This window comes from Paucibacter sp. B2R-40, from assembly GCF_025717555.1.
Lineage (GTDB): Bacteria > Pseudomonadota > Gammaproteobacteria > Burkholderiales > Burkholderiaceae_C > Paucibacter_A.
The window spans coordinates 26,561-41,004 of record NZ_JAJIRP010000010.1; the positions used below are offsets into that span (position 1 = coordinate 26,561).

Annotated in this window: 13 protein-coding genes and 2 tRNA genes; 4 read left to right on the plus strand and 11 right to left on the minus strand. The window is 60.3% G+C overall.

The genetic code is table 11. From position 1 onward, the window contains the following. The first annotated feature begins 31 nt into the window (after positions 1 to 31). Positions 32 to 2,104 (plus strand): sensor histidine kinase, encoded by a 2,073-nt coding sequence (locus LNV09_RS19070; protein ID WP_263558662.1) that lies wholly within the window; start codon positions 32 to 34, stop codon positions 2,102 to 2,104. Positions 2,105 to 2,172: 68 nt separating this feature from the next. Here LNV09_RS19070 and rpiA read toward each other — a convergent pair whose 3' ends face one another. Further along, positions 2,173 to 2,835: a ribose-5-phosphate isomerase RpiA gene (gene rpiA / locus LNV09_RS19075; protein ID WP_263558663.1), complete on the minus strand. Its 663-nt coding sequence runs from the start codon at positions 2,833 to 2,835 to the stop codon at positions 2,173 to 2,175. A gap of 167 nt (positions 2,836 to 3,002) precedes the next feature. Between rpiA and LNV09_RS19080 the strand changes: the two genes are divergently transcribed. Next, positions 3,003 to 3,248, plus strand: a complete 246-nt coding sequence (locus tag LNV09_RS19080) for a hypothetical protein (protein ID WP_263558664.1) — start codon at positions 3,003 to 3,005, stop codon at positions 3,246 to 3,248. A 21-nt stretch (positions 3,249 to 3,269) separates the two neighbouring features. On the opposite strand, the gene LNV09_RS19085 is transcribed toward LNV09_RS19080, so the two are convergent. From LNV09_RS19085 to LNV09_RS19095, 3 genes are all read right to left on the minus strand, one after another. Next, positions 3,270 to 4,823: a carotenoid oxygenase family protein gene (locus LNV09_RS19085; RefSeq protein ID WP_263558665.1), complete on the minus strand. Its 1,554-nt coding sequence runs from the start codon at positions 4,821 to 4,823 to the stop codon at positions 3,270 to 3,272. Positions 4,824 to 4,844: 21 nt separating this feature from the next. Next, complete coding sequence (locus tag LNV09_RS19090; RefSeq protein ID WP_263558666.1) at positions 4,845 to 5,291, minus strand: DUF2141 domain-containing protein; 447 nt, start codon at positions 5,289 to 5,291, stop codon at positions 4,845 to 4,847. 142 nt (positions 5,292 to 5,433) lie between these two features. Continuing rightward, the gene (locus LNV09_RS19095; RefSeq protein ID WP_263558667.1) at positions 5,434 to 6,558 is read right to left on the minus strand and encodes a 3-deoxy-7-phosphoheptulonate synthase; all 1,125 of its coding nucleotides are present in this window, start codon (positions 6,556 to 6,558) and stop codon (positions 5,434 to 5,436) included. 81 nt (positions 6,559 to 6,639) lie between these two features. Here LNV09_RS19095 and LNV09_RS19100 point away from each other — a divergent pair, with 81 nt between their 5' ends. Both LNV09_RS19100 and LNV09_RS19105 read left to right on the plus strand, forming a co-directional pair. After that, the gene (locus tag LNV09_RS19100) at positions 6,640 to 7,680 is read left to right on the plus strand and encodes a quinone-dependent dihydroorotate dehydrogenase (RefSeq protein ID WP_263558668.1); all 1,041 of its coding nucleotides are present in this window, start codon (positions 6,640 to 6,642) and stop codon (positions 7,678 to 7,680) included. Positions 7,681 to 7,701: 21 nt separating this feature from the next. Then, positions 7,702 to 8,163 carry a CYTH domain-containing protein gene (locus tag LNV09_RS19105; protein WP_263558669.1) on the plus strand — a complete coding sequence of 154 codons (462 nt, stop codon included), beginning with the start codon at positions 7,702 to 7,704 and terminating at the stop codon, positions 8,161 to 8,163. A gap of 125 nt (positions 8,164 to 8,288) precedes the next feature. On the opposite strand, the gene LNV09_RS19110 is transcribed toward LNV09_RS19105, so the two are convergent. The 7 genes from LNV09_RS19110 to uvrC all read right to left on the minus strand — a co-directional run bounded on the left by LNV09_RS19110 (position 8,289) and on the right by uvrC (position 14,416). Next, positions 8,289 to 8,364: transfer RNA gene (locus LNV09_RS19110), tRNA-His, on the minus strand. Between the two features lie 124 nt (positions 8,365 to 8,488). Beyond that, entirely contained in the window at positions 8,489 to 10,399 is a 1,911-nt protein-coding gene (locus LNV09_RS19115) for a SurA N-terminal domain-containing protein (protein ID WP_263558670.1), read from the minus strand. Between the two features lie 122 nt (positions 10,400 to 10,521). Further along, positions 10,522 to 10,597, minus strand: a tRNA-Val gene (locus LNV09_RS19120). 30 nt (positions 10,598 to 10,627) lie between these two features. After that, positions 10,628 to 10,900, minus strand: coding sequence for an HU family DNA-binding protein (locus LNV09_RS19125; RefSeq protein WP_263558671.1), 273 nt, complete (start codon positions 10,898 to 10,900; stop codon positions 10,628 to 10,630). Between the two features lie 194 nt (positions 10,901 to 11,094). Beyond that, a complete protein-coding gene (gene pgsA / locus LNV09_RS19130; RefSeq protein ID WP_263558672.1) occupies positions 11,095 to 11,661 on the minus strand; it encodes a CDP-diacylglycerol--glycerol-3-phosphate 3-phosphatidyltransferase in 567 nt (188 codons plus the stop codon). Positions 11,662 to 11,748: 87 nt separating this feature from the next. Beyond that, positions 11,749 to 12,276, minus strand: coding sequence for a hypothetical protein (locus tag LNV09_RS19135; protein ID WP_263558673.1), 528 nt, complete (start codon positions 12,274 to 12,276; stop codon positions 11,749 to 11,751). A gap of 79 nt (positions 12,277 to 12,355) precedes the next feature. Continuing rightward, positions 12,356 to 14,416 carry an excinuclease ABC subunit UvrC gene (gene uvrC, locus LNV09_RS19140; protein ID WP_263558674.1) on the minus strand — a complete coding sequence of 687 codons (2,061 nt, stop codon included), beginning with the start codon at positions 14,414 to 14,416 and terminating at the stop codon, positions 12,356 to 12,358. Positions 14,417 to 14,444 lie beyond the last annotated feature (28 nt).

A 14,444-nucleotide genomic window follows, 5' to 3' on the forward strand; every position in this document is an offset into this window, starting at 1 on the left:
TAGGCTAACAAGGCCAACCTAGGCTTCGACCATGTCCGATCCGGCTTCGGCAGCACGGCCCGAAGCGCTTGAAGCGCTTGAAGCAATTGATCGTCTCGATGTAGACATCAGCTTGCAGCATGCCCGGGCCTATCTCACCGGTTTCGAGCAAGCTCATTTCGCCCATCATCTACAAGCCATACGCGCTGCAAGCTTGAACGGCGAGCAGGCGATTGAGCTTGAGTGCTTGCAGATCATGGCGATGTCGATGCAGGCCGATGCAAACCCGAATGAATTGCTGCTCAAGGCCCGCGAGTTGCTTGGCATGGGTCAAGCGCGTGGGGCCCTACTGGCCCAAGCGGCCGCTTGGCGCGCTATCCAATGGGTGCAGACCCGCCTGAAGCTGCATCATGCCGCACTCGAAAGCGTCGCCATGGCGGGCGAGCTTTACCAGCGCAGCGGCCACCCGGCGCTGGCGATGCTGATGCAGGTCAGTCGCTGCCCGGTACTGTTCATGGCGGAGATGTACGCCGAATTGCGCCAGGCCAGCACCGATCTATTGCAAGAAGGCGCCGCGCTGTCGCCCGCCATGCACCAATTGCTGCTCAATAACAAGGCCTCGGCGGCCTATTACCTGGCCAATGAGGAAAGCGATGCCTTGCTGGCCAAGGTCTATTGGCAGGAATGCCTGACCACACATCAGCAGGGTCTGCTGTTCACGCAGCAACATGGCCTGGCCTATGCCGAATTGGTGGCGCATTTGAACTTGGCCGTCGTCAACGCCACCTTGGGCCGGTCGGCGGACTGCCACAGGCATCTGGGCCTGCTGCATGAGCAATGCCAGGGCCAGCCCATGCAAGCATCATGGCAGCTCTGGGAGCGGGTCAGCAGAGTGCTTTTGCAATGCCATGAAGGCAGCCGCGAGCAAGCCTGGCACGCCTTGCTCGCACTGGATGGCGAGCTGACCAACGGACCGCCACACAGCAGCGGCCACCGCGACGCCACCTTGCAGGCCATGCGTGTATTCGGCGAACGCTGGGGCTATCTGGACCAGGCATTGCGCGCCAGCCTGATGCAACTCAAACAAGAGCGCAGCCGCAAACGTGAGTTGGCGCGCGCCTTGGGAGAAACGGTCAACGCGGTGATCGAGCGGCCAAGGCTGCTGCAGGAAAACGAACAACTGACCCAGCACGGCACTGAGCTTGAGCTCTCACTGGCCCAACGCAACCAAGAGCTCAGCTTGGCGCTGGCCAAGGTGCAGGCCGAGGCTAGCGTGCGCGCTGCGGCCGAGACCGCCTTGCAGCAAGCGCATGATGAATTGGAGCAGCGCGTGCGCCAACGCACGGACGAGCTAGGTCAAGCGATGCGTGCCTTGATGCAGCAGGAAAAGCAACTCGCTTTGAGCCGCATGGTGGCGGGCATGGCACATGAAATGAACACGCCACTGGGCAATGCGCGCATGGCCGCCAGCGCCATCCAAGAACGCAGCCAAGAGTTAGCAGACCAGACGGCCCAAGGCAGTTTGAAGCGCAGCCAGTTGCAACAGTTATTGGCTGGGCTGAGCGAAGGCGGTGCCTTGATGGACCGGGCGCTGGAGCGAGTCGGTGATCTGGTGCAACGTTTCAAGGCCTTGGATCAACCCAGCAGCCCAGAGGCCCGCAGTGACTTTGACTTGGTGACAGTGGTCGAGAGCCTCAGAGCTAACTGGAACAATCAACTGCAACAAAGTGGTGCAAAGCTCCGACTTGAACTGCCTGATGCCTTGACACTGCATGGCCATCCGCACGCGCTCTTTCAAGTGCTGCAACAGCTGTTTGAAAACAGCCTTCGCCACGGTCTGGCCGGCCGCAGGGACGGCAATATGTGGCTGACCGTGCACATCGACGGACAGCAATTGGCCTTGCAGTGGCAGGACGATGGCTGCGGCATACCGCCAGACCATTTGCCGCGTGTGTTTGAGCCTTTTTTCTCAACGCGCCTCGGTCAAGATGGCGCTGGCCTGGGCCTGACCATGCTGCACAGCTTGGTCGTAGACCTGATGGGCGGGCAAATCAATGTGAGCAGCCCCGCCCCAGGTTTGAGTGGACACGGCGGCACCCGGTTTGAGCTGATGCTGCCCATCTAGGCGAGCCGCATGAGCGACGCAAGGCGGTCTCAGCAGGCCGCCAAAGGCCGCAACAAGCCGCGCAAGAATCAGTCGAAAGTCAAAGTCTTGACGCCCTGGCTGGTCCCCAGCAAGCAGACATTGGCCCGGTTACGTGCGAACACCCCGACCGTCACCACGCCAGGCCACTGGTTGACATCGGCCTCGAAGGCGCGCGGCTCGGTGATCTGCAGGCCGGTCACATCCAAGATGTGGCAGCCGTTGTCGGTCACGACGCCGGCCCGCAGCGTGGCCGCGCCGCCCATTGCCGCGAAGCGGCGTGCGATCTGCGCGGCGGCCATCGGGATGACTTCCACCGGCAACGGGAATTTGCCCAACACCCGCACCAGCTTGGATTCATCGGCGATACAGACAAAACGTTCGGCCAAATCGGCCACGATCTTCTCGCGCGTCAGCGCCGCGCCGCCACCCTTGATCATGTGACCGCCATGGTCGATCTCGTCGGCGCCGTCGATATACACACCCAGACGCTGCACCTCGGCCGCGTCCAGCACCGGGATGCCCAGGCCCTTCATGCGTTCGGTCGAGCGCACCGAGCTGGACACCGCACCGGCGACCCGGATGCCGCTGGCAGCCAGCGCGTCAATGAATTTATCTACGGTCGAGCCGGTACCTACACCGACGATGCTGCCGGCCTCGACATAGTGAAGCGCCGCCTGGCCGACCAGGGTTTTGAGTTCGTCTTGGGTCATGCTGTTTTGAAAACTGAAGCTCACAGAGCAGAGCCGGGATTATCGGCCATGCCCGGGCCAGAGCATGACGGCTCTGGTGCGGCAAACCCGCGAAACAACTGGTTGCATTTACAGCTGTTCAGATATACAGTTAAATCACTTCGACGAATTAGCCGGGAGTGATGACCATGACACGCACGAACAAACAAGCAAGCCCACTGAAAACCCTGTTGCACTTGGGTCGCGATCCGCAAGCCTGGATCTCGATGCTGGCGGTTTTGACCGTGCTGGGCATCGGCAGTGGCGCGCTGGAGACGGCAGACCGACCGGCCGATGCGGCCGTGCAGTTCAGGCAATCGGCCGGGCCGGCACAAAGCCAGCCTGGTGCAGGGGCCGAGGAACAGGTGGCCAGCCTGGACACGAGCAAACTCTGAGTGCTTCGCGCAATGGCGGGCTCAGACCGCGTAAAACTTGCCGTGAAAGCCGTAAGTGACCCAGTACGGCAACCATACGCGTGCCAGCGGCCCGGCACTGAGCGCTTGCGCGTCAAACACCGAAGCAAATGAGCGCCTCACCTTGCAGTCATAGCCCAAACCCAGCAGCCAGCCCTCGCCCTCCTTGCTGCTGCCTGGCTTGGGCACCAAGACATGCTCCTCCACCACGACATCGTTGCCAAAGGAGAAGCGTTCGCGCCGGCCGGTCTCGATGTCCAGATGCATCAAACCATTGAAACCCCAACGTTCGCCAACATCAATGGCGGTCGGGTAGTAGACATGGCGGTAGCGCTGCGCAACCACGCGCGGGTCCACCACCGGGAACTCGACCGATTCGTCTCGCGACTGCAACTCGATGTGCCCGCGGCTCAAGCCCGAAGCTCCAGCGCCTTCTGAGCCCAGGCGGATGCGCATGAAGCGCGGCGATGATGTCAGATGTGTCTGCTGCGCAGGACGCACCCCCGCCATGATCTGACGCAGCTTTTCATTGACGCCCGGCAAGGGCGGCGCCTCGACATAGTCCAAGTGAATCTGCGCGCCATCGTCCCAGGCATTGCCGAAGTGAAACACCATGGCTGCCGGCGTTTCCAGCACCCAACGGCGGGTGAAATCAGCCTTGTCGATGACCAGCACAAGCGTCGATTCTTGCCCGAGCCAGCGCATGGAGTCCAGCATGCTATCGCCAGCGCGCAGGGCGGCCATGTCCATGCCGATCGGTGACAGCAAAAACACCAAATAGCGCTGCGAGACCGCAAAATCATGCACCATGGCACACGGGCCGGGGGCCGCAAAGACCTCGCTGCGCAAGACCTGACCCTGGGGCGAAATCTGATACACCACCATCTGCCCAGACTGGGTGCCGAAGTTCCACACCGTGCCGTCGGCCTCGACTTTGGGGTGGGCCGAAAACGGCATGCCGGCCAGTTCGTCCGACCATGCGCGTGGCCCTTTGGCACTCAAACTCGCCGCGTCAAGCTCGTAAGCGCTACCGCCCTCCCATAGCGCGTAGAGGCGGCCGTCGGCCATCTTCATCACACTGGTATTGGCGGTGTTGACGTCATCAGCAGCGCGGACGGCCAATCGCGAGGCCTGATCAGCGAAGCTGGTACCAAAAGCGGGCAACAAGAATCGCCCCGCTTTGGTTTCGGCACGGAACTTTTTGGTCTGCACAAAGCGCGCCTTGTGCTGCACACCGTCGCCGCCAAATGTCCAGGCCTGCACCAGGCCATCGCCATCGAACCAGTGTTTGTAGCGCTCCCCGCCACGCGCCATCAAGCCGGGGCCATTGCGGTAGTAGACACCCCGCAAGCCGGCCGGCAAACGGCCTTCGACGCGCAGGTCTCGCGCGTCAAAAGCCTCGCTGCCGGTGAAGCCTTGCAAGGGCGCCAACTCGGGCGCCGTCCTTGAGAATTCCGGGGCGATGACCCCCAATGCGATTGCTTCTTGTAGAAAGCTGAGATTGCCGATGCCGGCCAAGCAGGCCGCGCCTGCCTTGATAAGACTGCGTCTTTGCATGATGCTAGCCCGCCGCGTCTATCAGTTCAACTGCACGGTCACGCGCGCACCGGCTTTGGCTTCAAACTGCGCTTTTTCAAACTTGGGCGGGCCAAACATGCCGGCCGCGTTGTTCGAAAAACCGTAGGGCTCTTTGGGCATGCCCATGGCATTGCTGTCCAACTTGCCATTGCCGTTGACATCATGAAAGACGCTCAAAGCCAAGCTGCCCTCGGGCAGATCTTGCAGCTTGATCAACACACGGCCCTCTTTTTGCAGGCCAGCCTCGACCGACCCACCGGTGACGGCCTTCTTCAACCATGTGCCGGCGTCGGTAAACACGCCGACCATCACCCGGCCTTCGGTCTGCGTCAGCCCAGTGACTTCGACCTCCAAATCAAGCGCACGCGCCGGTGCTGCCAAAGCCAACACACAGGCCAAGCCTGAGAAGGCTGTCCACGTGGCCGACATGCATTTGCGAGTATTCATCCGGAATCCTTGGTTGAGAACAGTGAAAGTGACTGCACTCTAAGGACCCCACCCGCCCCCCAACAGCTTGATGCGACGAGGCGCAGGCCAAAGGCGCCAAGCGCAATGGGCCGGCGCCAACAGCCAGACTCGCCGCAACAAATTACCGGCTGCGCCGCTTGCGCACCGCCGCCGCCAAGTCGCGCAATAGCGGTTCGGTCTGCGTCCAGCCCAGGCAAGCATCGGTGATCGACACGCCCGGCTTCAAATCGGCCTTGCTTTGGCCCGGGGCCAGGTCTTGCCGGCCGGCCTGCAGATGCGACTCGATCATCACGCCGGTGATGCGTGCATCGCCGCCTGCGATCTGCTGCGCGACATCTTGGCCGACATCGATCTGCCGCTCGTACTTCTTGCTCGAATTGGCATGCGAGAAGTCCACCATCACCTGCTCGCGCAGGCCCGCGCCGCGCATCGCCTCACAGGCTGCCGCCACCGATGCTGCGTCGTAGTTCGGCGCCTTGCCGCCACGCAAAATGATGTGGCAGTCTTGATTGCCGCGGGTCTCGAAAATTGCCGCCGCGCCCATCTTGGTCATGCCTATGAAGGCGTGCGCTGCCGACGCTGCCAACACCGCATCCGAAGCCACCTTGATGCCGCCGTCGGTGCCGTTCTTGAAGCCGACCGGGCAGCTCAGGCCCGAGGCCAATTGCCTGTGGCTCTGGCTCTCGGTCGTGCGTGCGCCAATTGCTCCCCAGGCGATCAAGTCGCTGATGTATTGCGGCGACAGCAGGTCCAAAAACTCCGTGCCGGCCGGCAGGCCCAGCGCCGTCACGTCCAGCAGCAAGCGGCGCGCCAAGCGCAAGCCTTCATTCATGTGGAAGCTGCCGTCCAGGCGCGGGTCATTGATATAGCCCTTCCAGCCCACCGTCGTGCGTGGCTTTTCAAAATAGACCCGCATCACGATCAACAAGTCTTGCTTGAGCTCCTCATACAGCACCTTGAGCAAGCGAGCGTAATCCATCGCTTGATCATGATCGTGGATGGAGCAAGGCCCCACGACCACCAACAAGCGGTCGTCGCGCCCATGCAAGATGGCTCCGATGTCTTGACGCGCTTTCTCGACCAACTCCAGCGAAGCATCGGGAAGCGGCAACTCATCCAGCAGCAATGCCGGAGAGATCAGCGGCCGTACGGCGCCAATACGGGTGTCATCGGTGCGCGTGGTGTCGCGAGTCTCATCGCGCGAACCCACTTCACGGTCCTGGCTTGGGTTGTCTAGAGAGTTCATTGTTGGCTTCCTTGAGTTGAGCAGATTATCTACGCCGCGATTCAAGCGCCGCCAAGGCGATGCGATGCGACAATTCCAGCCATGCCTTTGATCCCCTATGCCCTCACCCGCCCCTTCCTGTTTGGTCTCGACCCCGAGCAAGCTCATGAACTTACCCTCGGCGCCATCGCCAAGCTGCAGAACACACCGGCGCAATGCCTGTGGTCCCAAGCCCGCGTGCAAGATCCCCTGGTTTTGGCCGGACTGAAATTCCCCAACCGCATCGGCTTGGCCGCCGGACTGGACAAAAACGGTCGCTGCATCGACGGCCTAGGGGCGATGGGATTCGGCTTCATCGAAGTTGGCACCGTCACGCCCAAAGGTCAGCCCGGCAACGACAAGCCGCGCATGTTTCGCTTGCCACAGGCGCAGGCTTTGATCAACCGCCTCGGTTTCAACAACGAAGGCTTGGCCAGCTTTTTGAGCAATGTGCAGCGTGCGCACAGCTTTCGTGCCGCTGGCGGTTTGATTGGCCTGAACATCGGTAAAAACGCGGCAACACCGATCGAGAACGCGGCCGACGACTATTTGATTGGGCTGGAAGGCGTATTCCCACATGCCGACTACATCACCGTCAACATCTCCAGCCCTAACACCAAGAACCTGCGGGCATTGCAAAGCGATGCAGCACTCGACGCCCTGCTCTCCTGCCTGCAAGAGAAGAAGCTCAAGCTTGAAGCAGCGGCCAAGCGGCATGTGCCGATGTTCGTCAAGATTGCGCCCGATCTTGACGAAGCTCAGGTCGCGGTGATCGCGCAGACCTTGCAAAACAACGGCATCGACGGCGTCATTGCCACCAACACCACGATTGCACGCGAGGCCGTCAAGGGCTTGGCACATGCCGACGAAGCAGGTGGCCTGTCTGGCAGGCCTGTGTTCGAGGCCAGCAACCGAGTGATCCGGCTGTTGCGGGCCGCCTTGGGCAACAACTACCCCATCATTGGTGTCGGTGGCGTGTTGAGTGGCGCAGATGCTCGCGCCAAGCTGCAAGCTGGCGCCGATGTGGTGCAGCTTTATACCGGCCTGATCTACCAAGGTCCATCCTTGGTCAACGAATGCGCGGCGGCGATGGCGCGCGTCTGAACATCCATTGAAGTTTGCTATATGGGCATCGAAATCGAGCGAAAATTTCTCGTCATTGGCGATGATTGGAAATTGCTCGGGGTCGGCGAGTACATCAGCCAAGGCTATTTGAGCCGTGACCCAGCCCGCACGGTGCGGGTACGAATCAAGGGCGAACAAGCTTGGTTGACCATCAAAGGTCGGAGCGTCGGCGCCAGCCGCGCCGAGTTTGAATACCCCATCCCCTTGGCCGATGCACAGCAAATGCTAGCCTTGTGCGATGGTCCGCGCGTCGAGAAAGTTCGCCGCCTTGTCCCCTATGCAGGCATGGTCTGGGAGGTCGACGAGTTCCTTGGCGACAACGCCGGGCTGGTGGTGGCCGAGATCGAGCTGAGTTCGGCCGATCAGCGGTTCGAGCTGCCGCCTTGGGCTGGCGCCGAAGTCACCGAAGACGCGCGTTATTTCAACTCGCAATTGACCAAGCACCCGTTCTCGATTTGGTAATCCTGCGCCTGTCTCTGACGAAGACGGCGCGCCAGAAGCGATAGCAAGGCGCGCACACTCGCAAAAACAAAAAAGCCACCGCTAGGGTGGCTTTTTGCTTTGTGCTTATCTCACAAAGATAATTTTGGGGTGGCTGATGGGGCTCGAACCCACGACAACAGGAATCACAATCCTGGACTCTACCAACTGAGCTACAACCACCGCAGAGCTTAAGATTATAGAACGCTTTCCGCAGTAAAAGCAAGCGTTCTGTTAAATTTCATTTTGCATCAACAATTGCCAAAGGGTCACTGTCCGGCCAAGGCGCTTGCTGCGGCAAATAGGCTTAGCGAGTTGCGCTCGAAGCTGCCGGTGCAGCCGCCTTCACATTGACCTTGAAGCGTGTCTTCATCGCTTCGAAAAAGGCCTCGGACTCGGCGGCATTCCAGGCCTGGGCATATTGCTGCGCGGCTCGCTTGGCATCCACCACAGCCGGGTCGCGAGGCAAGACCTTGTTCAGACTGGCGACGACAAACACGCCCTCACCTGCATCCACACCCACAAAAGTCGGCAGCTTGCTCGTGTCGACGGCCAAAATGCCGTCCAAGACCTTGCGCGGCAAATCTCGCGGCATCGCCCGCGAAACAAGCACAGGAGCACTCAGCCCGGCCAAGTCGCCATCTTTCTTCAGCGTTGCCAGCCTGGCTTCTCCGGCCTTGACCGCTTCGGCGATTGCCAACTTACGCACCAATTGTGCCCGCACCTGAACCTTGACATCGGCAAGCGGCTGCAGATGCGAGGGGTTGTGTTGGACAACGCGGGCCGCAGCCAGCTGATTCGAGCCCGTTTCCACCGCCTCGGTATTGCGCTTATTACGCAAGGCTTCATTGCCGAATACTGCATCCAGCAATTTGGCCGAGGCCAATGGACCAGTCGCGCCGGGCGCTGGATTGCGCTGCACGGTTGCCGTCGAAAGTGCCAATTTGAACTTGTCTGCAGCCGGCTGCAGGCTGTCGGACTGCTCATAAACCATATTGCTGAACTGCTCGGCCGCTTCGGAGAAACGCTTTTGTGCCAACTGCTTGCGCACATCAGCCTCGATATCGCTGCGCACGGACTCAAAGCTCTTCTTGTCGCCGCCGCGAACGCCGGTCAGTTGAATGACATGAAAGCCAAAGTCAGATTCCACAATATTGCTGATCTCACCCTTTTTCAAAGCGTAGGCAGCATCTTCAAACGGCTTGACCATCGCGCCACGGCCGAAAAAATCAAGATCTCCGCCGTTGGGCGCGGAGCCTTCATCCTGCGAGTTCTTCTTTGCAACTTCAGCGAATGACGCGGGCGTCTTGCGCACTTGCGACAACAGTTCTTCGGCCTGTGCCTTGGCCTTGGCGCGATCGGCGGCAGCTGCACCCTTTTCAGACTTGATCAAGATATGGCTGGCCCGGCGCTCTTCGGCGACAGAAAAACGCGCGGCGTTTTCCTCAAAATATTTGCGCAAGTCTTCTTCGTTGACGCTGACGCCGGCCTTCAAAGCTTCCAGGTCCAAAACCAGATATTGGATCTGCGCGCTCTCGGCCAACTGGAACTGCGCGGCATTGGCCGGGTCCTTGTAGAAGGCCTCAATCTGGGCATCCGTGGGCTCGATGCGCGCGGCAAAGTCCTTGGCATCAAAGCGCTGCAACTGCACTTCACGCTGCTGCAGCAAGGCGTCAAAGGCGACCGTGGCGTTGGCCTCGGCAGACACAGTCAAGCCGGCCACGCCGGCCGAAACTTGACGCAGGGTCAGGTCTTGCCGCAAGCGCTCCACGAACATTTGCGAGCTCATGCCTTGGGCTGCGATCAGGCTCTTGTTGATGGAGCCGTCGGCATTGCGCAAGAAGGCGAACTGAGGATCGTTCAAGAACAAAGACTGCAAGCGCTCGTCGGACACCACCAGGTGCTGCTTCTCCGCTGCGGCTTGCATCACACGCTCACGCACCAGACCGTCCAATGACTCGCGCCGCACTTCCGGCGAGTCCAGCAGTTTGGCGTCCAAGTTCGGCATTTGACGGCGCATGCGTTCCACCTGGTCACGGTGCGCGGCATCGGCCTCAGCTTGCGTGATCTTGCGGCCGTTGACGGTCGCTACGCCCGAATTTGAGCCATCCATGAAACTGGTATAGCCCTGCATGCCCACCAGAGCGAAGGACGGCAAGATCAGAATCAGCAAGATGAACTGAAACAAGCGCGTGTGCTTACGGACAAATTCAAACATCGATCAAAACCTCAAACATGCAGACTGCAGACACGACAAAGGCGAACCGGGGTTCGCCTTTGTGGGGGATGGCACTTCAGCCACAGCCCACACCCAGATTTGATCTGAGCCAGGGGCTTTTTTGGTGGGTGCTGACGGGCTCGAACCGCCGACCTGCGCCGTGTAAAGGCGATGCTCTACCAACTGAGCTAAGCACCCGGAAAACCGGAATTCAGTAAATCTACGCGTTCAGTTAACCGCGTCTTTGAGCGCCTTGCCCGGGCGAAACTTTGGCACCTTGGCCGACTTGATCTTGATCGCATCGCCGGTACGAGGGTTACGACCGGCGCGCGCTGCTCGCTTGGTCACCGTGAAGGTACCGAAGCCTACCAGAGAAACCGAGCCGTTCTTCTTGAGCGTGGTCTTGACACCACCGATCAGCGCTTCCAGAGCACGGCCTGCCGCAGCTTTGGAAATATCAGCCTGAGTGGCGATGTGCTCGATCAGTTCGGACTTATTCACTTACTCACCTCTCAAAAAGCTTGGGCACTCACGCAATCAACAACCCCCGAGCAGCTATCGCCGGCTCGTTCAAATTTCGCGGGGAAGCGCATTCTATGCGCTTTTTGAACCAGCTCGTGGCAAGTGAAAGCCCTGATACAAAAGCTTGCAGTCGCGCAGCATCAAGCCAAGCGACTGCAAAGCCTCCTAACTTTCTAGCGCGCCTTTGCCCTGATCTCCGGCAGCGCCTTTTTGAGGTAATAAACCATCGACCAAATGGTCAGCACAACGGCCACATACATCATCCCTGTGCCCCATGGTCGGGTATGCAGCAAGCCAAACAAGGTGCCATCAAAGAGCAGAAATGGAATGGCAATCATTTGCACGGTGGTCTTCAATTTACCCACCATATGAACCGCCACACTGCCCGAGGCACCGATCTGCGCCATCCACTCGCGCAGTGCCGAAATCGCCAATTCCCGGCCAATGATGACCAAGGCCACCAGCGCGTTCACACGGCCTAGTTCAAGCAGGACCAGCAAAGCCGCACACACCAGAATTTTGTCCGCGACGGGGTCCAAAAAAGCCCCGAAGGCCGAAGTCTGGTTGAGCTTGCGCGCCAGATAGCCATCAAGCCAATCGGTCAGCGCCACCAGCACAAACAAAACCGTTGCGAACAGGTTTTGGGTCGGGGGCGTCAAGTCCAGGTAGAACACCCCGACGATCAAGGGTATGGCTACGATGCGAGCCCAAGTAAAGAGTGTTGGCAATGTCAGGAACATGCGGCGATTGTGCACGTCAAAGTGGGGGCACCAGCGCCCGCTCAAGAACAATGTGGCGTGAATGTCGCAAGCGGGGCAGTCCTGCCCTCAGTCCAGCGTCCGGGGCTTGAAACGCCGCTCATCGTTGAACAAAAAAGTCTCGGTGAATTTCCACGGCGAAGGCAGGCGCGACAGGTCGCCATAGGGTGCGGCACGGTGCAGCGCGTCTATTGCCAGCTGTATGGTGTCTGGCTCTTCATGCGGCTTGCGCAGCACCACGATGCGCTTGATCGAACCGTCACGGTTCAAAGTGACTTCGAGGACCGGGATCGCCAGCAAAATTTCCGGCACTTTGCCGATGTAGCTGTGCTGAGGATTGGCCTCCACCAAGCGATGCGCCGCCTGCAGGCGCAGTTCATCATGGTTGCGCGGCGGCTTCGGAGGCGCCAAGGAAACCGCCGGCTTTTGGGCGGTGTTCGGCGCTCGCGAGCCGGGACCTGCGGGCGTTGAAGTCGGCTCGGCAGCTGTATTTGCCGGCGCGTTGGCACTGGCCGCTGATGTCGCAGAACCGAGGGCGCGCGGGCTGTCCGAGCAACCCGCCATCAGCACGATCAAGCCGAGGCCGGCGCTTGCCATCAACGGCCGTGCCAACGCCCCACTTCGGCCAGCCCAGGCGCCCCAAGCCCCGGTTGCAGGCGGAGTGAAGTTGGGTTTATCAATGCAAGACACGATAGATTTCCTCTGCCAATTCCTTCGAAATGCCCTTGACGGTGGCAATTTCGTCCACGCTGGCCTCGGTCACACCCCGCACGCCGCCAAATCTTTGCAGCAACTGTGCGCGCTTCTTCGGACCAATGCCGTCTATATCTTCCAAGCGTGAGCCACCCGTGCGCACTGCTGCGCGCTTGGCGCGCATGCCGGTGATGGCAAACCGATGCGCCTCGTCGCGAATCTGCGCCACCAACATCAGCGCCGCCGAATCTCGCCCCAGATAGACCTTGGTCCGGCCATCGGCAAACACCAGCTCTTCGAGCCCCACTTTGCGACCCTCTCCCTTCTCCACGCCTACGATCAGGCTCAGATCCAAGCCCAGCTCCTCGAACACCTCGCGCGCCATAGACACCTGGCCGCGCCCGCCGTCCACCAACACCAGATCCGGCAAGCGCGCATTACCCATCTGCGCTGCCTCGGCCATTTTGCTGTAGCGCCTCGTCAAGACCTGACGCATCGCCGCATAGTCATCGCCGCCGGTAATGCCGTCGATGTTGTAGCGCCGGTATTGAGAGCTCTGCATTTGATGCCCTTCAAACACGACGCAGGACGCCACCGTGGCCTCGCCCGCAGTGTGACTGATGTCGAAGCACTCGATGCGGAAATTCTCCAGTTCCTGCGCCGGCAGGTCCAAGGCCTCCACCAAAGCGCTCGTGCGCGCCTGCTGCGAGCCCTCTTCCGAGAGCAAACGGGCGAGCGCCAATTCCGCGCCCTTGATGCACATCTCCTGCCAGATCCGTCGCTGCGCCCTGGGCTGCGCCTGCGTCGTCACCTTGTAGCCGGCCTGCTCACTCAAGATCGCGCAGAGCGACTCATCGACCGCTTCGCTCACGATGATCAAAGACGGCACATGAGCGTCCAGATAATGCTGGGCCATAAAGGCCTCCAGCACCAAGCGTTCGGCCGATACGCTCTCGGCCTGTTCTTCATCGGACAGCAAAACGGCGGTAGCTTCTTCGACATGCTTCGGAAAAAAGGCCCGGTCGCCAAGATGGCGTCCACCGCGCACCATGGCCAGATTCACGCAAGCCCGGCCGCCGTGGACCTTGGCCGCCAAGATATCGACATCGCGGTCACGCCCGGTGGCGCTGTTCTCATCCACCGACTGCTGCTGCAACACCCGCGCCAAAGCCGAGATCTGATTGCGTACCTCGGCCGCAGACTCAAACTGCAAGCGTTCGGCAAAAGCCATCATCTGGGCCTGCAAGCCGTCCATCACTTCTTCGGTTTCGCCCAATAAGAAGCGTTCGGCATTGCTGACGTTGCGGGCGTAGTCCCCACCTTCGGCCCCACTGGTCAGATCAGGCACGCAAGGCCCCGAGCAGCGGCGGATTTGATACAGCAGGCATGGCCGGCTACGGTTGTTGAAGACGGTGTCTTCGCAGGTGCGCAGCTTGAAGACCTTTTGAATCAGCTGAATCGACTCCTTGACCGCCCAAGCACTCGGGAAGGGGCCGAAATAGCGATGGCGCCGGTCGACCGCGCCGCGGTAATAGCTGAGCCGAGGGAACTCATGCGCACTGAGCTTCAGATAGGGGTAGCTTTTGTCATCCCGGAACAAGATATTGAACTTGGGGTTCAAGGTCTTGATCAGATTGTTTTCCAGCAGCAAGGCTTCCGACTCGGTGCGCACCACCGTCGTTTCGAGCCTTGCAATACGGCCGACCATCAAGCCGATGCGGGTGCCGCCGTGGTCCTTCTGGAAGTAGCTGGAAACGCGTTTTTTCAGGTGCTTGGCCTTGCCAACATAAAGCACCTGATTCTGCACATCGAAGTAGCGGTAGACGCCCGGCAAACCCGGCAAGGCCGCCACCTCCAGCAGCAGCCGCGCGCGCCCATCGCTCGCGGCCTGCTCCGCGATGCTGACCTGCTGCGCTTCGGCCGCCTCGACCAGTTTGCGCTCGGCCGTCCACTGGGCCTGCTGCTGGGCGCCGAGTTCGGCGGCGCTCGCCTTTTCAAGGTCGGACTGCGTCAATTCAGGCTGGATGGGATCGGGGGCTTGCATGGGGCGCGATTGTGCCGCAGCCGATAAT